Origin of the sequence: Lysobacter sp. CFH 32150, from assembly GCF_022758295.1 — a bacterium.
Taxonomy (GTDB): domain Bacteria; phylum Pseudomonadota; class Gammaproteobacteria; order Xanthomonadales; family Xanthomonadaceae; genus CFH-32150.
Map to the genome: position 1 here is coordinate 21,701 of NZ_JALDWJ010000012.1, position 19,106 is coordinate 40,806.

The following is a 19,106-nucleotide window of genomic DNA, read 5'->3' on the forward strand; positions in this document are numbered from 1 at the left end:
GAGAACACCGATGCGTCACGCACACCGACTGCTGGTTGCGGCCCTTACCGTCGCCTGCACCCTGCCTGTCACCGCGCAAACACCTGTACAACGCGAAGAAGTGGGCAACCGCGTCAGCGAAAACATCCCGGCGATCCCGGCCGAGCTGATCGAGAAGCTCAACCGCTACCAGAACACCCGCGGCGCCGGCGTCGCCGGCTGGACCCAGGACGGCTGCCTGCTGATCAGCACGCGCTTCGCCGAAACCGCGCAGGCGCACCGCGTCTGCCAGCCACTGGGCATGCGCGAGCAGCTCACGTTCTATCCGGAACCGGTCAGCGGCCTGACCACGGCGCCGACCCAGTCGCAGCGCAACGGTTTCGTGTTCGGCAAGGACAAGGGCGGCGATGAGTTCTCGCAGTTGTACTGGTTCGATTTCGGCAGCCGCGAAACCACCCTGCTCACCGACGGCAAGCGTACCCAGAACAACGGCGCGCTGTTTTCCGACGACGGCAAGCAACTCGCTTTCCGCAGCACCGCGCGCAACGGCACCGATACCGACATCTGGTTGATGGATGTCGCGACCAAGACCAGCAAGCCGCTGGTCACTGAAGGCGGCAGCTGGGGCGCGATGGATTTCTCACCGGACGGCAAGCGACTGCTGGTGATGAAGTTCGTGTCGGCGAACGAGAGCTATCCCGGCGTGGTCGACCTGGCGACGGGCAAGCTGGAACTGTTCCCGGTCGATGGCGGCAAGGCCGCATTCGGTGGCTTCAAATTCGCGCCAGACGGCAAGGCCGTCTACTTCGTTTCCGACGAACCTTTCGACGGCAAGCCGCGCGAGTTCCAGACGCTGCGTTACCACAACCCGGACAGCGGTGAATTCAAGCTGTTGACGGGAGACACACCCTGGGACGTGGGCGACCTGGAAATCTCCGAGGATGGCAAGTACCTCGCCTACACCACCAATGAAGAAGGCATCGACAAACTGCATGTGTTGTCCCTGGCTGACCACAAGCCGATCAAGCTGCCGGAGCTGCCGATCGGCCTGCTCGGCGGCCTGAATTTCTCGGCGGATAGTAGGCGCCTGGCGTTGACGCTGAATACCGCGACTTCACCCAGCGATGCCTACGTGATCGATCTCGCCGACGCGAAGCTCACCCGCTGGACGCGCAGCGAAGTCGGCGGCCTGGATTCCAGCAAGTTCGTCGCACCGACGTTGGTGCGTTTCGAAACCTTCGACACGATCGACAGCAAGCCACGCACGATCCCGGCGTTCTATTACCGTCCCGCCAACGTGCCAGCGGGCAAGAAGCTGCCGGTGATCATCAACATCCACGGTGGTCCAGAATCGCAGGCATTGCCGAGCTTCAGCGCGGGCACCCAGTTCCTCGTCAACGAGCTCGGTGTCGCCGTGCTGGTGCCGAACGTGCGCGGCTCCAGCGGTTACGGCAAGACCTACCTGACCCTCGACAACGCAGACAAGCGCGAAGACTCGGTCAAGGACATCGGCGCATTGCTCGACTGGATCGCCAAACAGCCCGGGCTCGATGCTTCACGCGTCGGCGTGCAGGGTGGAAGCTACGGCGGCTACATGGTGCTGGCCTCCCTGACGCACTACAGCGACAGCATCCGTGCCGGCATCGACATCGTCGGCATCTCGCACTTCGGCACTTTCCTCAACAACACCGAAAGCTACCGCCGCGACCTGCGCCGCGTCGAATACGGCGACGAACGCGATCCAGCGATGAAAGCTGTGTTCGAGGAGATCTCGCCGCTCAACAACGCCGGCAAGATCCGTTCGCCGCTATTCGTTGCCCAGGGCAAGAACGATCCACGCGTGCCCTACACCGAGGCCGAACAGATCGTGAAAGCCGTACGCGCGAATGGCCAACCAGTGTGGTACCTGCTGTATGCCGACGAAGGCCACGGCTTCGCCAAGAAGAGCAACAACGATTACTACGGCGCCGCGTCCATCCTGTTCTGGCAGCAGCACCTGCTGGGCGACACGAAGTAGGCGCCACCCTGACCTCCGCAATCGCAACGCTGCGATTGCGGAGGATCAGTTGCTGGCTATGGCACGATCTTCCATTGCAGGTTGACCGTCGTGAGGCTCTGCGCCGTGGCGAAGTTCGCCGAGTACCAAACAGCATTGGCGCCGGTCGACGTATTGCGCCAGATGATGTCGGCCTTGTTGTCGCCGTTGTAGTCACCGATCGCGGGCGCGATCCAGGCCGTGGCGAGGGTGGCCACCGCCTGGGGCGTGGCTGAGTTGGCGGAACGCCAGATCACGTTTGCACCAGTACTGCCGTTGCGCCACAGGATGTCGGCCTTGCCATCGCCGTTGAAATCGCCCACGCCAGCGACCTTCGTTTGCTGATTGGTGACTGCGGTCAGATTCTGCGCCGTGGCTGAATTCGCCGAGAGCCAGAGGGTGTTGGCGCCGGTCGACGTGTTCCGCCAGGCGATGTCCGCCTTCTTGTCTCCATTGAAATCGCCCACGCCCGCCACGATCCACGTCGTGCCAAGGGTGGAAACCGCCTGCGGCGTCGTATTGAAGCCGGACCGCCAGATCACGTTCGCGCCGGTGCTGCCGTTGCGCCAGAGGATGTCCGCCTTGCCATCGGCATTGAAGTCGTCGACCCCTGCCACGACCCATGCCAGGTTCGTCACGCCCGTGACGCTTTGCTGGGTACTGGAGTTGGCCGACCGCCAGATCACGTTGGCCCCACTGCTGCTGTTGCGCCAGAGGATGTCCGCCTTCTGGTCGAGATTGAAGTCGCCGACGCCCGCCACGATCCAGGCCAGGTTGGTGACGCCCGTGACGCCTTGCGGAGTAGCGGAGTTGGCTGAGCGCCAGATCACGTTGGCACCCGAGGTGCCATTGCGCCACAGGATGTCGGACTTGTCGTCGCCGTTGAAATCGCTGCGCGACGTGGTGTCGTCGTTGAGGATGGTACCCACCCCGGTGCTGTCCACCACAGTAGCGCCAACGACATTGGACACGGTCACGTTGAAGGTTTCGTTCGGCTCCGGAACTGTGTCGCCGTTGATCGTTACGTTGAACGTCTTGCTGGTCATTCCCGCAGCGATGGACTGCCCGGTCAGGCTACTCGCGACATAGTCGCTACCCGCGGTGGCGGTACCGTTGGCGGTGGCGATGTTGAAGGTCACCGCAGAACCTGAGGCTTGTGACAGACTGATCGTGAAGGTGGCCTGCTTGGTGCCGCTATTCCCCTCGGTCACGGTGGCGTCGGAGACCGAAAGCGTCGGCATCGCGACCGCATTGACGGTGATCGTGCCCGCCATCCCGCCACCGCCGGCAGCGCCATGGGACTCACAGAAATAGCCAATCGTTCCCGCAGTCGGGAAGGTGACGGTTGCCGACCAGGCTGCACCGCTGAGATTGCCGTTTCCCCCAGCGCCATCGCAACCGTTGGCACAACGGAACATGGTCACCGAGCCGGGGTCGGAAACCACGTTGTGGACGCCGCCGCCGTTCTGGAACGTGACCGTATCGCCGGCATCGATCGTGAGGGTGCTCGGCGAGAAGGTGAAGTTGGACTGCGCAGTCACGACGTGGTTCGCGGCGGATGCCGTCGCCGAAAGCAACGTCAGGAGCACGACGGCCGACGATCTGACTCCCATGGGACTTCTCCGTAAGCCTGAGGAAGACACGCCTTGGTTGCTGCTGCACATGAAGCTGCCGCGCAAGGGACACCAGCGCGGTCGATGGTAACCAATCTGCTGTGCACGCAAACTCCGCGGCCAAGGACGGCTGTCCCCGGACCGCGGCATTGGTATATGTCGCGCGGGGCGCCGGAGGTTCAATCCTGGCGATCAATGGCGGTGGTTGTGGCTCCTCGGAACGACGGCGTAGGATCAGGCCTCGCCGGCGGGGAACAGCGACATGCGCGGCCTTACCTATCTCCTACTGCTCCCTTTACTGCTCTGCGGTAGTGGTACTGCCGGCGCTCAGGCGGTGTTCCAAGCGGATGAACTCCTGGCTCCGGAGCGGCCCGAGGCTTGGGCAATGAATTATTTTGCCGCCACGAGTCTCATGACCTCGTTCGGGGAAAGCCCGGCGTTGTCGCCGGGACGCTGGGGAGTCGCGGTCGAGCTGGGCCACATCCCCCGCCTGAGCGATGCACAACGACGCGTCGGCTTCAACGGATTCAAGAACGAAGACCTGAACAAGTCGCCGGTCATCGGGCGACTGCGCTTGTGGCTGGGGCTGCCCGCCGGCTGGATCGCCGAAGTCGGCTACACGCCACCGCTGTCGATCGACGGCGCGCGGCCCCACGATCTGGTCGCCCTTGCCATTGGCCGGCGCGTCTTCGCGCGTGGCGGCTACACCTTGTCGGCGCGCGCCTTCGGCCAGCATGGCCAGGTCCGGGGCGACATCACTTGTCCGGATGACATCGCGGGTGTCACGGACAGCACGCGGAACCTCTATGGATGCCAGGCGCCCTCGGACGATCGCATCGCCCTGAATTACTACGGCGTCGATCTGACATCGGCATGGACGAGCGGCATCTGGCATTGGCATGCCGGCCTCGGCGTGGCGCGTACCGAACTCGAAGTCCAGGTCGATGCGCTCACCTACGACGTACACGATCGTTCGCACCTGACGGCTCGCGACACACTGCCTTTTTTCGTGCTCGGCACCAGTCGCGAACTCGGCACGCACTGGAGCCTGGGCATGGAGGTCCTGCACGTTCCGCTGACGGTGAGACGCGAACTGGATGCCCCTCGTGAACGCGATCCGCTCACGAGCCTGCGCCTGCAACTGCGCTACCGAACCAACTGAGCTTCCCGCCGGGCAGTTACTGCAACGGCTGGAGCCCGAAAGGCGCTACCGGCCGTAACCACGGCAGCAGCCAGTGATCCAGCAGCAGGAAAGCGAACAGCGCCATCAGGTAGACGATCGAATAGTTGAACACGCGCATGGCGTAGAACTCGTCGGGCGGATCCATGAGCTTCCATGCGTGCCACAGGAACACCGCACCGAGTACCAGTGCGCCGCCCAGGTAGAAGTTGCCGCTCATCTCGACCAGCCGCGGCAGCATCGTCGCCACCACGAGCAACACGGTGTAGAGCAGGATCTGCCAGCGTGTGTACGTGACGCCATGGGTGACCGGTAGCATCGGCACCATCGCTTTCGCGTAATCCTCGCGGCGGAAGATCGCCAACGCCCAGAAGTGCGGCGGCGTCCACACGAAGATGATCAGGACCAGCAACAGCGCATGCGGCCAGTCCCATTGGCCTTGCATGCCGGTAACCGCCGCCCAGCCGAGCAGCGGCGGCGCGGCGCCGGCGATGCCGCCGATCACGATGTTCTGCGGCGTCGCGCGCTTGAGGTAGCCGGTGTAGACGATGGCGTAACCGATCAGCGACGCGAACGTCAGCGCCGCGGTGAGCGGGTTGACCAGCACGACCAGGATCGCCATCGACAACGCACCGAGCGTGAGCGCGAATAGCAGCGCCTGGCGCGTAGTGAGGCCGCCGGTCGGCAACGGACGGTCATGCGTGCGCGCCATCAGAGCATCGATGCGCTGGTCGAGCACGTGGTTGATCGCGGCGGCCGACGCGGCGGCAAGCCAGATACCGAGCAAGCCGAAGACCGACTCGCGCAACGGCGGCAGGCCCGGCACGGCGAGGAACATGCCGACCAGCGCGGTGAACACGATCAGCGCGACCACGCGCGGCTTGGTCAGCGCCCAATACTGCTTGATAGGAGCTGGTTGCAACTTCGATCGCATCGCGTTGCTCATGCCCCGGGCGCGCGCAGGCGCGCCAGCAACGACACCAAAACGAACAACAACAGTGCCGCGCCCGCGTTATGCGCGACCGCGACCGGCAGCGGCAGCGCGAGCTTGACGTTGAGGATGCCGAGCGTGACTTGCGCAAGCAGCAGCATCGTCAGTAGCGAACCCCAACCACGCATGCCAGGCGTACGCAGCAGGCGGATGCCAACTGCAAGCAAGTGGCCGAAGACCACCACCGCCATCATCCGGTGTGCGAGCTGGATCGCAATGCGCGCTTCGCCGTCGAGCACGCCGCCTTCGTAATCGACGCCGATGCCGCGCCACAGCACGAAGGCTTCGCGGAAATCGTGCGCCGGCCACCACTGATCGACGCATTTCGGAAAATCAGTTCCGCAAGCGAGCGCGGCGTAATTGGCGCTGGTCCAACCGCCGAGCGCGATCTGCACGCCGAGCAATACCAGTCCGACCAACACAAGGATGCGTAGCTTGCCGACTTCGGCAAGGCGGATCGGCAGGTCGGTCGCACGCCAGGCCATCCAGGTCAGCAACGAGAACGTCAGCAGGCCGCCGAGCAGGTGTCCCATCACCACGACGGGTTTGAGCAACCAGGTCACCGTCCACATGCCGAGCAGTGCCTGGAACACGATCACCGCCAGCGTGATCGCAGCGGCGCGGGCGAGATCGAGGTTCGACCAGCGGAAGGCCGCGATGAGCAACATCGCTTCACCGGCAGCAGCGAGCGCAGCCGCCACTGCATATTGACCCTGCATATACACCGGAATCGATGTGCCGACCAAGATGGCAGCTACCGCGATCTGCGCGACGCCGAAACGCCGCTTGCGCGCAGCCAGCAACGCAAGCACCAGCACCAGTACGCCGAGCGTCGCCGCGAGATGGCGGTGGACCTGTTCGCGCCAGGCCTTGTGCGGTTCGACTGGTCGGATCGCGGTCGCGGCATGATCGACCGCGTCCTGCGCCACGCTCGGCCACGCGGCTTGGCCGTAGCAGGTCGGCCAATCCGGGCAACTGAGGCCGGCGTTGGACAGACGCACGAAGGCGCCGAACACGATCACGCCCAAGGCCAACGCGACCGCGAGCCAAGCGATGCGGTGGAAGTGCTTGTAACGGATCGATCGATTCGGGGCGCTCATAGGCTCAATTGATCTTCAGCAGGCGGGCCAAGTCGCTGCGCAACCCACTTGGATCGAAGCCGGGAGGGTAGCGCAGAACCACGAAGCCGTTCGGGTCGAGCACATAGACCACCGCGCCGCGCGGGTCGTCGGATCGCGGCAAGCCAACGCGCAATTCGTTGCTTGGCTGCAGAACGCGCAATGCCGACGGCCGCGGGCCGGTCGCGGGCAAAGCGCCGACCCACAGCAGGTGCACGCGATCGGTGTCCTTGCCCATCAACTGCCGGACGGTGTCGAGGTGGGTGAGCAACTGTTCACAGACTGCGGCTTGGTCGCCATCGCAGTCGCGCGGCATCGCGGCGATGCGCCAGGTGCGTTCGGCGGGGTTCCAACGGTACTCGCGGCCATCGGCCAACTTCGGCACCAGCGCGCGCAAATCGCCTGGCGGCTGCAGCAATTCGCCGTGGTTCTTCATCCCGGCTGGCCGCCAACCAGAGAAACGCAGCACGCCGGCCACGAACATCGCGCCGAAGAACAGCGCGAACAAGGCGATCAGCATGCCGCGGTTGCGATTGCGGGTTTTGGTATCGACTGGATGGTTCATGGCTTGGGCTTGCGGAAGGTAAGGATCAACGCGGTGGCCAGCACCGCCAGCGCCAGCGCGAACCACTGCCACGCATACGCGCGATGTCGCTCCGGCGGCAGCGTATTCGGCAATACGTCGAGATCGCGTTCGAAGCCGAGCGGCATGCTCGGATCGAGCCGCAACACGCGTGGTGCCAGCGTCAATCGACGGGTGCCATTGACGACCTGCCCGATCGCGGCGAGGTCGATGCGCGTGAGCAGCCAGGCATCTTCCTGGCGCACGATGCCGGCGCCGAGTGCGAGGCCCGTCGATGGCGGCGGCGCCAGCAAGCCGCGCACTTCGATGCGGTTCGAAACCGGAAAGCCGACCTTGGGCAGCGTGCGGTCACCGGCCAGCGGCAACCAGCCCATGTCGATCAACAGTGCATCGCCCACCAACGTGTAGGGCAACGGCGCATCCGGATAGAAGACCCGGTACACGCGCACGCCGGGGCGGCCGCCGCGCATCTGGTTGTCGAGCAGCAACGGTTGTGCGCGGGAGAAACTGCCGGTGCCGACGGTCCAGTCGTAACTGCGCGCACGACCTGGGTCGCTCGCCTGCAACAGCGGGACTGGCTGGCGTTGTGCCAGCACCTGCGCTGCAGCGTCGAGCATCGCCTGCTTCTCGACCGCACGCCGCGATTGCCACACGCCCAGGCTGACGAATGCAACGATCGCCAATGCAGCCAAGGGCCAACCGACGAGCAGATTGCGGCGACGGCTCACGCTGGCCACCCGCATTGGCGCGATAATGCCGCCATTGCGCGGGCGTGCCGCGGCCTGGTCATCCCTGTTAGGAGCAGCCCTGTTAGGAGCGGCGCCATGAACGACTCGCTGAAAACCCTGCTGATCGTCGCCTTCCTGATCGTCATTTTGTGGAACCTCGGCGCCGGCCTCTATTACATGCTCGTCGACAAGGGCCAGACCAAGCGCACCGTCAACGCGCTGACCCGTCGCATCGCGCTGTCCGTCGCGCTGATCCTGATCGTCATCCTGGCGATCTACATGGGCTGGATCACGCCGCACGGCATCGGCCGCGCACCATAAACGCATCCATTCTTCGCAGATGCAACGGGCCGGCATTGCCGGCCCGCTTTGGTTCGATGTGCGTTCGCCGTTACAACACGTAGACGAACATAAACAATCCCAGCCACACCACGTCGACGAAGTGCCAGTACCAGGCCACTGCTTCGAACGCGAAGTGGTCGTCCTTGCTGAAGTGGCCGCGCGCGCAGCGCAACCAGATGATCGCCAGCATGATCGTGCCCAGGGTCACGTGCGCGCCGTGGAAGCCGGTGAGCATGAAGAAGGTCGAGCCGTAGATGCCCGAGCCGAGGGTCAGGTTCAGTTCCTTGTAGGCCTCGATGTACTCAGTGCCCTGGAAGTACAGGAACAGCGCGCCGAGCCCGACCGTCGCGCCGAGGAAGATCAGCAGCTGCTTGCGGTGCCCGGCCCTGAGCGCGTGGTGGGCGATCGTGACAGTGACGCCCGACGACAGCAGGATCAATGTGTTGAGTAGCGGCAGGCCCCAGGCCGGCATGCTCAGGTAGCTGCCGCCGATCGCGCCCGGGCCGTTGCTCGGCCAGCCGCCGGCGAAGTTCGGCCACAGCAGGGCATGGGTGGCGATGCCGTCGCCTTCGCCGTTGAGCCACGGCAACGCGTACTGGCGTGCGTAAAACAGCGCACCGAAGAACGCGGCGAAGAACATCACCTCGGAGAAGATGAACCACACCATGCCCATGCGGAACGAGGTGTCGACCTGCTTGTTGTAGTAGCCGCGCAGCGACTCGCGGATCACGTCGCGAAACCACCAGAACAGGATCGTCGCGAGCCCGGCCAGGCCGACGAAGAACACGGTGCGGCCCCAGCTGACTTCGTTGAGCCAGCTGGCAAAACCAACCATGGTCGTGAACAGCGCGACCGAGGCGAACACCGGCCAGCGGCTGCCGTGCGGCACGTAATAGACGTTGGCGTCGTGGGAAGCGTGAGCGTCGGAGCTGTGCGCCATGATGGGTCTTCCAGTTTCTGTTGCTAATTCGGGATGATCAGGGTGCCGCGCGCGGCAGATCGGACGAAGCCTTCGGCGCGTTCAACTGCGCGGTCTGGGCTTCGTTCTTGAAGAAGGTGTACGACAAGGTAATGGTCTTGACGTCAGCCGGCAGGTCCGGATCGACGATGAAACGCACCGGCATCGCCCGGCCTTCGCCGGCGGCGAGCGTCTGCGCGGTGAAGCAGAAGCATTCGGTCTTGTTGAAGTAACCCGACGCGCGCGCCGGTGCCACCGAGGGCACGGCGCTGCCGACGATCGCGCGATCGCTGGTGTTACGCGCGAAGTAGGTCGCTTCGTACTGCTCGCCGGGACGCACCTGCAGCGTCAGTTGTTGCGGCTCGAATTCCCACGGCAACTTGGAATTCACGCCGCCATCGAACTGCACGGTGATCGTGCGCGCGTTCTTCGCGGCAGTCGCCACGGTCGCCGCTGCGCCTTGCTCGAGACGCACGCCGAACACCTTCTCGCAGGCGATCCGGTACAGCGGCACCAGCGCGAAGGTGAACGCGAACGCGACCAGGGCCACGCCGATCATCTTTCCCAGGCCTGCGGTGGGCGCCTTGCCGCTCATCGCGACAACACCCCGGAGAGGATGAAGCCGACATAGACCGCGACCGCGATCGCACCGACGATCCACGCAGTGCGACGCGCACGCGCGCGGCGTGCGGCGATCTGCGCTTCGGTCATCGGCGTCATCGGCTCAGACATCACTGGCGCTCAGGCAGCTCAGTCGAAGTCCATGTGGGCGAAATCCCCGTGGGCGAGGTCGCCATCCTTGATCACCGGCGGCGTGGTGAAGGTGTGGTGCGGGGCCGGCGACGGCACCGTCCACTCCAGGCCACGCGCGCTCGGCCAGGCACGTGCCTCGGCCTTCGCGCCGCTGCTCAGCGAGCGCCACAGGATGAAGCCCATCATGAACGGCGTGAGGAACATGCCGAACGCACCGATCGAGCTGATCAGGTTCCAGTCGGCGAACACCACGTTGTAATCCGGGATGCGGCGCGGCATGCCGGCCAGGCCGAGGAAGTGCTGCGGGAAGAACAGCAGGTTGACGAAGATCATCGTCCACCAGAAATGGAACGTGGCCCAGCCCAGGTTGTACATGCGCCCGGTCCACTTCGGCCACCAGTAGTAGACGCCGGCGATGATGCCGAACAACGCACCAGTCACCAGCACGTAGTGGAAGTGCGCGACGACGAAATAGGTGTCGTGGTACTGGAAGTCGGCCGGGACGATGGCGAGCATCAACCCGGAGAAACCACCGATGGTGAACAGGATCACGAACGAGATCGCCCACAGCATCGGCGGCTCGAAGCTGATCGAACCGCGCCACATGGTGGTGACCCAGTTGAACACCTTCACGCCGGTCGGCACCGCGATCAGCATCGTCGCGAACATGAAGTAGATCTCGCCACCGAGCGGCATGCCGACGGTGAACATGTGGTGCGCCCACACGATGAACGACAGGAACGCGATCGACGCGGTCGCGTACACCATCGCCTGGTAACCGAACAGCGGCTTGCGGCTGAAGGTCGGGATGATTTCCGACGCCACGCCGAACGCCGGCAGGATCATGATGTAGACCTCGGGATGCCCGAAGAACCAGAAGATGTGCTGGAACATCACCGGGTCGCCACCGCCGGCCGCCGTGAAGAAGCTGGTCATGAAGAACTTGTCGGTGAGCAGCATGGTCACCGCACCGGCCAGCACCGGCATCACCGCGATCAGCAGGAACGCGGTGATCAGCCAGGTCCAGCAGAAGATCGGCATCTTCAACAGGTCGACGCCCGGGGCGCGCATGTTGAGGATGGTGGCGATGATGTTGATCGCGCCCATGATCGAGCTGATGCCCATCATGTGGATGGCGAAGATCGCGAAGGACAGGTTGGCGCCGCCCTGCAGCGACAGCGGTGGATACAGCGTCCAGCCGCCGGCAGGCGCGCCACCCGGCAGGAAGAACGTCAACAGCAGCAGGGTGAAGGCGAACGGCAGGATCCAGAACGACCAGTTGTTCATGCGCGGCAGCGCCATGTCCGGCGCGCCGATCTGCAACGGCACCATCCAGTTGGCGAGGCCGACGAAGGCCGGCATCACGCCGCCGAAGATCATCACCAGCGCATGCATGGTGGTCATCTGATTGAAGTGTTCGGGATCGACCCACTGCAGACCAGGGGTCATCAACTCGGCACGGATGACCACCGACATCGCCGCGCCGATGATGAACATGACGAAGCTGAAGATCAGGTACAGCGTGCCGATGTCCTTGTGGTTGGTCGAGAAGAACCAACGATCGACAAAGCTCTGCTTGTGCTCGTGCGCATGCGCGTCGTACGCGCCGTGACCGGCGGAGTCGAAAGCTTCGGGGTGCGTGGCCATGGCCTACCTCAGAAAGTGCGTGTGATCAGCCGGCGACCGCAGGTGCGGTCGCGGCGTCGGTGTTCGGGGCTTCGGTGCTGGCCGGAGCGGTTTCTTCCGCCGGCGCAGCTTCCACCGGCGCGGCGGGGGCAGGCGCCGGCGCAGCAGCCGGAGCCGCCGGTGCACGCTTGGCCTTTTCGGCCGCCAGCCATTGCTGGTATTCGGCCTTCGGCACCGCCTTGACCACGATCGGCATGAAGCCGTGGTCCTTGCCGCACAGCTCGGCGCACTGGCCGCGGTAGATGCCCGGCTCCTTGATGTCGGTCCAGGCCTCGTTGACGATGCCCGGGATCGCGTCCTGCTTCCAGCCCAGCGCCGGCACCCACCACGCGTGGATCACGTCGTCGGCGGTGATGACGAAGCGGATCTTGGTATCGGTCGGCAGGACCAGCACGTTGTCGACGTCAAGCAGGTAGTGACGCTGCGCTTCGTTGGCGTAGCTCGGCACTTCGTGGCTCTGGCGGATCGCGTCGCTGTTGCGGTCGAGACGGCTGGTGTAGCTCACGCCTTCGCCGAGGTATTCGTACTTCCACATCCACTGGTAGCCGGTGACCTTGACGGTCATCGCCGCATTGCGGGTGTCGTACATCGCGATCAGCTTGGCCGTGGCCGGCCATGCCATCGCCACCAGCAGCACCACCGGGACCAGGGTCCAGACGATCTCGAGCTTGGTGCTATGGGTGAACTTGGTATCAGCGACCGCGCCCTTGGAATGGCGGAACTTGAACATGGCGTAGGCCATCGCGCCGAACACGATCACGCCGATCACCACGCACACCCACAGCGCCACCATGTGCGCTTCCCACGCCATCTGCGAGGAATGGGTGACGCCCTTGCCCATGTTGAGCTGCCACGGCTTGGGATCGGCCGGTTGCGCCCATGCCCACGCCGGCAGCAAAGCCGCCGCGCCCAGTGCCCATTGCTTCGCACGCGCTAGATTCATTGTCGCCAGGACCCCATCGTGTCGGCTCGACCGTCTGGCCGAACCGCCCATGCTGTATTCGAAAAGGACATTGTTCGAGAAGCCGCGGGCCCGATCACCGGCCGCGAAAACCCGTGAATGTTAGCTTCCGCGGTGCTTTTCGGGCAAGCCGAATCGCTCCCGAATCCCCCGCCACCTGCCCAAAAACCGCACTGCGGCTAGAATTGCCGGTTCTGCAGCCTGTTTCTAAATAGCCACCCAAACACAGTGACCGACATCCTCTCGCCTGAACTCCCGTCCGCGCCGCCGGCCTTGCGCGCTGCCATCACCGCCGCCTGGGTCCGCGACGAGACTGAACACGTCCGCGAGCTGCTGGAACATGCGCGCCAACCCGACGCCGACCGCCAGGCGATCCAGGCCACCGCGGCCGACCTGGTCCAGCGCGTGCGCGCCCGTGCCGCCGACCAGGGCGCGATCGAGGCCTTCATGCGCCAGTACGACCTCGGCAGCGAGGAAGGAGTGCTGCTGATGTGCGTGGCCGAGGCGCTGCTGCGCATCCCCGACCAGGACACCGCCGACAAGCTGATCCGCGACAAGCTCGGCGAGGCCGACTGGAAGCGGCACATGGGCCAGTCCGACTCGGTGCTGGTCAACGCCTCGACCTGGGGCCTGATGCTGACCGGCCACCTGGTCAACCTCGCCGACGAAACCAAGCGCGACGTCCACAACGCCTTCAAGCGCCTGATCGGCCGCGTCGGCGAACCGGTGATCCGGCTCGCGGTGCGCCAGGCGATGCGGATCATGGGCCACCAGTTCGTCATGGGCCGCACCATCGACGAGGCGCTGGCACGTTCCCGCAAGGGCGACAACGCGAATTACCGTTACTCGTTCGACATGCTCGGCGAAGGCGCGCTCACGACCAAGGACGCACAGCGTTACTTGGACGCGTATCGCCAAGCCATTCACTCCATCGGCAAGACCGGTCCCTTCAGCGATGTGTTCGCAGCACCGTCGATCTCGGTGAAATTGTCGGCACTGCATCCGCGCTACGAGCACGCCAAGCGCGAGCGCGTGTTCGCCGAACTCGGTCCATGGCTGCTGGAACTGTCGCAACTCGCGAAGGGCTACGGCATCGGCCTGACTATCGACGCCGAGGAAACCGACCGGCTCGAACTCTCGCTCGACCTGATCGAACAAGTCCTCTCGAGCCCGACGCTCCAAGGCTGGAACGGCTTCGGCATCGTCGTGCAGGCTTACCAGAAGCGCGCGCCGTTCGTGATCGATTTCATCGCCGATATGGCGCGCCGCCTCGGTCGCAAGGTCCCGGTGCGCCTGGTCAAGGGCGCGTACTGGGATAGCGAAATCAAGCGCGCGCAGGTCGAAGGCCAGGCCGGCTATCCGGTGTTCACGCGCAAGCCGAACACCGATGTGTCGTACCTGGCGAATGCACGACGCCTGCTCAATGCGACCGATGCGATCTACCCGATGTTTGCCACGCACAACGCGCACACCATCGCCGCGGTGCATCGCCTCGCCGGCAATCGTCATGCTGACAACAAGCATTTTGAGTTCCAGAAGCTGCACGGCATGGGTGACGACCTGTACGCCGAAGTCATCCCGGCCAATCGTTTGAACGTGGCGTGCCGCGTGTACGCGCCGGTCGGTTCGCACGAGGACCTGCTGCCGTACCTGGTGCGGCGCCTGCTCGAGAACGGCGCCAATTCCAGCTTCGTCAACCGCATCACCGACGAGAACGTGGCGATCGACGACCTGATCCGCGACCCGGTCGAAACCGTCGCCGCATTCGCTTCGATTCCGCATCCCCGCATCCCGCTGCCGCGCGATCTGTACCGCAGCCAATCCACGCTTGACCAAAGCCGCGACCGAGACAATTCCATGGGCGCCAACCTCGCCAACGACGTACAACTGCAAGCCCTCGCCCAACAGGTCAACGCCGCCGTCACCGACTGGCGCGCCGCGCCGCTGGTGCCGGGCGCGACAATTTCTGGTGCGAACATCGCCGTCACCAATCCCGCCGACCGCCGTGAAACCGTCGGTCAGTGGCAGGCCGCCGACAGTGCCGTGGTCGAGCAAGCACTGAAAAACGCCGTCGCTGCACAACCCGGCTGGGATCGCACCCCGGCCGCCTCGCGCGCCGCGATCCTCGAACACGCGGCGAACCTTCTCGAACAGCGCATGCCGCAATACATCGCGCTGTGCACCAAGGAAGCCGGCAAGACCATCCCCGATGGTGTCGCCGAAGTACGCGAAGCGGTCGATTTCCTGCGCTACTACGCCGGGCAGGCACGCAAGCTGTTCGCGCCCGAAACGCTGCCGGGTCCGACCGGCGAATCCAATACGCTGCTGCTGCAAGGCCGCGGCGTGTTCGTCTGCATCAGCCCGTGGAATTTCCCGCTGGCGATCTTCGCAGGACAAATCGCCGCTGCCCTCGCTGCCGGCAACAGCGTGATCGCCAAGCCGGCGGAACAGACCAACCTGATCGGCTGCGCCGCGGTGAAGCTGCTGCACGAAGCCGGCGTGCCGGAAGCGGTGCTGCAGTTCCTACCTGGCGATGGTGCGACCGTCGGCGCGGCGTTGACTAAGGATCCGCGCGTCGCCGGCGTCGCCTTCACCGGCTCTACCGACACCGCGCGTGCGATCAATCGTTCGCTCGCCGCGCGCGACGCGGCGATCGGCGTGCTGATCGCCGAGACCGGCGGCCAGAATGCGCTGATCGCCGATTCTTCGGCATTGCCGGAACAGCTGGTGAAGGACGCATTGTCGTCGGCATTTACTTCCGCCGGACAGCGTTGCTCGGCCGCGCGCGTGCTGTTCGTGCAGGACGACATCGCCGACAAGACCATCTCAATGCTCGCCGGTGCGATGGCCGAGTTGAAAGTCGGCGACCCGGGCTTGCTCTCGACCGACGTCGGCCCGGTGATCGACAACGACGCGCTGGAGATGCTGGAAGCCCACGCCGCGCGCATGGCCAAGGAAGCGAAGCAGCCAATCGCGCAAGCCAGCAGCGACGCGAGCATCGCGAATGGCAGCTTCTTCCCCCCACGCGCGTGGGAGATCGATTCCATCGATCGCCTGCACAAGGAAGTGTTCGGCCCGGCACTGCACGTGGTGCGTTGGAAGGGCGACGAACTCGACAAAGTGATCGACGCGATCAACGCCACCGGCTACGGCCTCACCCTCGGCATCCATTCGCGCATCGACGAAACCATCGACCGCATCGTGGCGCGGGTGAACGTCGGCAACTGCTACGTGAACCGCAACCAGATCGGCGCTGTGGTCGGCGTGCAACCATTCGGCGGCCAGGGCTTGAGTGGCACCGGCCCCAAGGCCGGCGGCCCGCACTACCTGCCGCGCTTCGCCACCGAGAAAACGGTCACGGTCAACACGACCGCTGCCGGCGGCAACGCTTCGCTGCTGACGCTCGGCGAATAAGCTCCGCTCAATCAAAAAAAGCCCCGCGGATGCGGGGCTTTTTTTATTGCTTCGAACTGCGTGTCGCTTAGAAGCGGTACTGCGCCGAGATACCCAGCAGGTCGGCCGAACCGTCGTACGTGCCCTGCAGACTCGAACCGTCCGACACGAGATTGACGGTCGTATCGTCGATGGTGATGCGCTGGTAGGCGGCGTCGACGCTGAAGCTGTCGGACACATTCCACGTCATGCCCAACGAATACAGCATGCGGTCGTTGTCCGGAAGGCGCGGCGTGCGGTCCTTGTCGTTGGTCGGCGTCTCATCCTGGCCGAAACCGCCACGCACCGTGAAGGCATCGCTGAAGTCGTATTCGACGCCGATCGAATAGAACGATGTGTCTTCCCAGTTGAACGGCTCGCTGCCGACCAGGGTTCCGTTCGATCGAGTGATCTCGACCTTGTCCAGCGATTCCCAACCGGTCTGCTGGTAGGTCGCCAGCACCCGGAAGTCGTCGGTGAAACCATAACGCAGGCTGACGGTGGTGATGCTCGGGGTGGTCAGCTGCGCGCCGCCCGGACCATTGGCGAAGACCGCCGACAACGTCGGGCTAGCCGCGACAAAAGCGGGCTTTTCGAAGTTGATGTCGCCTTCAATGTCATGGTCGATCTCCGACCGGTAGCTGACGCCGATGGCCAGCTTGTCGTTGGGTGCGATCTGCCCGCCGATGACGTAGCCGATGCCGCTACTGTCGCCGTCGACGGTGAACGTGCCGTCCGCGCTCTGCGGTTTGATCGGGAACGGTGCCAGTGGAGAACAATTGGCCGGGCCGCCCGGGGCGTTGCTGCAGGCAACGAGGCCGAAGTCGACCGCCTTGCTGAGCGTGGCTTCGGCGCGTTCATAGATCAGGCCAAAACCGAGCGAAACGCCATCCGACATCTGGAAGGCGACCGACAGGGTCAGGTCGACGGTCTTCACGTCCGAGGTCAAGGCCTTGTAGCGACCCACCCAGCCCGGCTCGTATTCGGTCTTCAAGCCGAACGGCGCGCCGATACTGGCGCCGAGGACCATGCCTTCCAGCCCGCCATGCATCGGGAAGACTGCGGCGATATTCGGGACGGCGGTGTTGTCGCCCGGATCGCCGCCATTGCCGCCGGTGACCGGACGTGCGAGCGGCGTGCCGGGGAGTACCTGGCCGCTGCCGGTGAATTCAGCGTCCAGATCGATGACGGTGACGTCGGCCTGGATGGTGCTCTTGTCGACGTTGACCATGGCAGCGGGATTGAGGGACACGACGGACGCATCCTTGTCGCTGACTGCGACGCCTGCACCCGAGCGGCCGAGGCTCTTGACGCTCTGTTCGCGCAGCTGGAAACCCGAAGCCTGGACCTGGCCAAACGCCAGCGCACCTGCAATACCCAGCGCCAGTGCGGAAATTCGGGTGAGGTTGTGTGCGTTCTGCATTCTTACTTTCTCCGTAACGGTGGGATGGTCGTCTCTGCGCGACCTGCGCCAGCGGGTAGCCGGTGCCTGCAGATACAAGCCCCTCCCGGCGTACGACACCGTATGCAATATACCCAGCACGCATCCGCTGCGACAGTGCGCGTGTCGTAGGATGCGGCGCATGTTTGTTTCCCTGCCTTCACGCCAGAAGCCATCCCTGCGCTGGGCGACGCCGCTGTTGTTCACGCTGCTGTGGGTGGCGTTCATCTGGGCCACGACGCGCACGAATGCGACCCAGCGTGAATTGCTGCTGGCCTGGGGTGCGGTCTCCGGCGGACTCGCTTCGCCCGATACCTGGCTGATCGCGTTGCAGGATGGTCGTGCGCTGCGCCTGTTCACCGCGCTGTTCCTGCACGCCGATTGGGCGCATCTGCTCGGCAACCTCGTCTTCCTGCTGATCTTCGGCCTGCCGGCGGAACGCGCGATGGGACCGTGGCGGTTCCTGTTGCTGTTCGTGCTCGGCGGCGCGGTCTCCAATCTCGCCGCTGCGTTGAGCATCGGCGCGCCGGATCGCGTGATCATCGGCGCGAGCGGCGCGGTGTCGGCGGTGATCGGTGCGTATCTCGCGCTGTTCCCGCGCGCGAAGCTGGGCGTGGTGTTGCCGCTGGGCCTGTTCCTCGAATTCGTACGTGCACCGGCATCGTTGCTCATCGGCATCTGGGCACTGTTGCAAGTCGTGTTCGCGTTCATCGGCCCCGCCTTCGGCGCGGTGGCCTGGTCGGCGCACCTGGCCGGCTTTGCCTTTGGCGGCGCCTATGCCTTGCTCGCGCGGGCAGCCATCGCGCGACGGATGCGACGGAAGCGCGGATTTTGAGTCGACCGGCGGTTCATGGTGGGTAACGGACGCGGCTTGAGGTTTTTCATTCCAGCCACCAAGTACGACTACGACCCTGCTCCTATAATCGCGCCATGGCCAAGACGCTCTACAAAGTCACCTTCCTCAACCACGGCAAGGTCTACGAGCTGTATGCCCGGCACATCGCCAGCAGCTCGTTGTGGGGGTTTACCGAAGTCGGCGAACTGGTCTTCGACGTGCACGCCGGCGTCGTGGTCGATCCTACCGAGGAACGCTTGCGCGACGAGTTCGGCAACACCCGTGTACTGCACCTGCCGATGCAGAGCATCCTCCGCATCGAGGAGGTCGAGAAGAAAGGCCAGTCGGCGATCCGCGATGCCGAAACGGGCGAGAAAGTGGTGACGCCATTCCCGTTGCCGGCGAAGCCGCGATCGTAGGGTGGGCTTCAGCCCACTATGCCGGCACCTGTCGATGAAGACGGTGGTGGGC

Annotated in this window: 17 protein-coding genes and 2 pseudogenes; 6 read left to right on the forward strand and 13 right to left on the reverse strand. The window is 64.5% G+C overall.

From position 1 onward, the window contains the following. Positions 1 to 10: 10 nt before the first annotated feature. Positions 11 to 1,996 (forward strand): S9 family peptidase, encoded by a 1,986-nt coding sequence (locus MO486_RS15810; protein ID WP_242910188.1) that lies wholly within the window; start codon positions 11 to 13, stop codon positions 1,994 to 1,996. Between the two features lie 56 nt (positions 1,997 to 2,052). On the opposite strand, the gene MO486_RS15815 is transcribed toward MO486_RS15810, so the two are convergent. The 3 genes and pseudogenes from MO486_RS15815 to MO486_RS15825 form a co-directional block, all read right to left on the reverse strand. Then, positions 2,053 to 2,943 (reverse strand): VCBS repeat-containing protein, encoded by an 891-nt coding sequence (locus MO486_RS15815; RefSeq protein ID WP_242910254.1) that lies wholly within the window; start codon positions 2,941 to 2,943, stop codon positions 2,053 to 2,055. Next, positions 2,920 to 3,255: pseudogene (locus MO486_RS15820) on the reverse strand (Calx-beta domain-containing protein); the annotation flags it as partial. The pseudogene MO486_RS15820 and the gene MO486_RS15815, both read right to left, overlap by 24 nt. 21 nt (positions 3,256 to 3,276) lie before the next feature. Then, positions 3,277 to 3,777, reverse strand: a pseudogene (locus MO486_RS15825) (plastocyanin/azurin family copper-binding protein); the annotation flags it as partial. 262 nt (positions 3,778 to 4,039) lie between these two features. Between MO486_RS15825 and MO486_RS15830 the strand changes: the two are divergent. Then, positions 4,040 to 4,789: a hypothetical protein gene (locus MO486_RS15830; protein WP_242910190.1), complete on the forward strand. Its 750-nt coding sequence runs from the start codon at positions 4,040 to 4,042 to the stop codon at positions 4,787 to 4,789. A gap of 16 nt (positions 4,790 to 4,805) precedes the next feature. Here MO486_RS15830 and MO486_RS15835 read toward each other — a convergent pair whose 3' ends face one another. The 4 genes from MO486_RS15835 to MO486_RS15850 are packed head-to-tail and all read right to left on the reverse strand — an operon-like array spanning position 4,806 to position 8,227. Beyond that, the gene (locus tag MO486_RS15835; RefSeq protein WP_242910192.1) at positions 4,806 to 5,741 is read right to left on the reverse strand and encodes a heme o synthase; all 936 of its coding nucleotides are present in this window, start codon (positions 5,739 to 5,741) and stop codon (positions 4,806 to 4,808) included. Between the two features lie 8 nt (positions 5,742 to 5,749). Continuing rightward, positions 5,750 to 6,898, reverse strand: a complete 1,149-nt coding sequence (locus MO486_RS15840) for a COX15/CtaA family protein (protein WP_242910194.1) — start codon at positions 6,896 to 6,898, stop codon at positions 5,750 to 5,752. Positions 6,899 to 6,902: 4 nt separating this feature from the next. Beyond that, a complete protein-coding gene (locus tag MO486_RS15845; protein ID WP_242910196.1) occupies positions 6,903 to 7,481 on the reverse strand; it encodes a hypothetical protein in 579 nt (192 codons plus the stop codon). Then, the gene (locus tag MO486_RS15850; RefSeq protein WP_345779221.1) at positions 7,478 to 8,227 is read right to left on the reverse strand and encodes an SURF1 family protein; all 750 of its coding nucleotides are present in this window, start codon (positions 8,225 to 8,227) and stop codon (positions 7,478 to 7,480) included. Before MO486_RS15850 ends, MO486_RS15845 begins: the two co-directional genes overlap by 4 nt. Positions 8,228 to 8,323: 96 nt before the next feature. On the opposite strand from MO486_RS15850, the gene MO486_RS15855 reads away from it, so the two are divergent. Next, positions 8,324 to 8,548, forward strand: coding sequence for a twin transmembrane helix small protein (locus MO486_RS15855; RefSeq protein WP_242910200.1), 225 nt, complete (start codon positions 8,324 to 8,326; stop codon positions 8,546 to 8,548). A 70-nt stretch (positions 8,549 to 8,618) separates the two neighbouring features. Here MO486_RS15855 and MO486_RS15860 read toward each other — a convergent pair whose 3' ends face one another. Genes MO486_RS15860 through coxB form a run of 5 tightly spaced genes read right to left on the reverse strand, consistent with a single transcriptional unit; the run spans position 8,619 to position 12,909 of the window. Beyond that, entirely contained in the window at positions 8,619 to 9,509 is an 891-nt protein-coding gene (locus MO486_RS15860) for a cytochrome c oxidase subunit 3 (protein WP_242910202.1), read from the reverse strand. A 37-nt stretch (positions 9,510 to 9,546) separates the two neighbouring features. Beyond that, positions 9,547 to 10,122, reverse strand: a complete 576-nt coding sequence (locus MO486_RS15865) for a cytochrome c oxidase assembly protein (protein WP_242910204.1) — start codon at positions 10,120 to 10,122, stop codon at positions 9,547 to 9,549. Continuing rightward, entirely contained in the window at positions 10,119 to 10,259 is a 141-nt protein-coding gene (locus MO486_RS15870) for a hypothetical protein (protein WP_242910206.1), read from the reverse strand. Before MO486_RS15870 ends, MO486_RS15865 begins: the two co-directional genes overlap by 4 nt. An 18-nt stretch (positions 10,260 to 10,277) precedes the next feature. Next, entirely contained in the window at positions 10,278 to 11,927 is a 1,650-nt protein-coding gene (gene ctaD / locus MO486_RS15875; protein ID WP_242910208.1) for a cytochrome c oxidase subunit I, read from the reverse strand. A 25-nt stretch (positions 11,928 to 11,952) separates the two neighbouring features. After that, positions 11,953 to 12,909, reverse strand: coding sequence for a cytochrome c oxidase subunit II (gene coxB / locus MO486_RS15880; RefSeq protein WP_242910210.1), 957 nt, complete (start codon positions 12,907 to 12,909; stop codon positions 11,953 to 11,955). Positions 12,910 to 13,164: 255 nt separating this feature from the next. Between coxB and putA the strand changes: the two genes are divergently transcribed. Continuing rightward, on the forward strand, positions 13,165 to 16,341 hold the full coding sequence (putA, locus tag MO486_RS15885; RefSeq protein ID WP_242910262.1) for a bifunctional proline dehydrogenase/L-glutamate gamma-semialdehyde dehydrogenase PutA: 3,177 nt from the start codon (positions 13,165 to 13,167) through the stop codon (positions 16,339 to 16,341). A 67-nt stretch (positions 16,342 to 16,408) separates the two neighbouring features. Here putA and MO486_RS15890 read toward each other — a convergent pair whose 3' ends face one another. Further along, positions 16,409 to 17,782, reverse strand: a complete 1,374-nt coding sequence (locus MO486_RS15890) for a porin (RefSeq protein ID WP_242910213.1) — start codon at positions 17,780 to 17,782, stop codon at positions 16,409 to 16,411. A 160-nt stretch (positions 17,783 to 17,942) separates the two neighbouring features. On the opposite strand from MO486_RS15890, the gene MO486_RS15895 reads away from it, so the two are divergent. Next, complete coding sequence (locus tag MO486_RS15895; RefSeq protein WP_242910215.1) at positions 17,943 to 18,635, forward strand: rhomboid family intramembrane serine protease; 693 nt, start codon at positions 17,943 to 17,945, stop codon at positions 18,633 to 18,635. A 95-nt stretch (positions 18,636 to 18,730) separates the two neighbouring features. Further along, positions 18,731 to 19,054: a DUF1820 family protein gene (locus tag MO486_RS15900; RefSeq protein ID WP_242910217.1), complete on the forward strand. Its 324-nt coding sequence runs from the start codon at positions 18,731 to 18,733 to the stop codon at positions 19,052 to 19,054. The last annotated feature ends 52 nt before the right edge of the window (positions 19,055 to 19,106 follow it).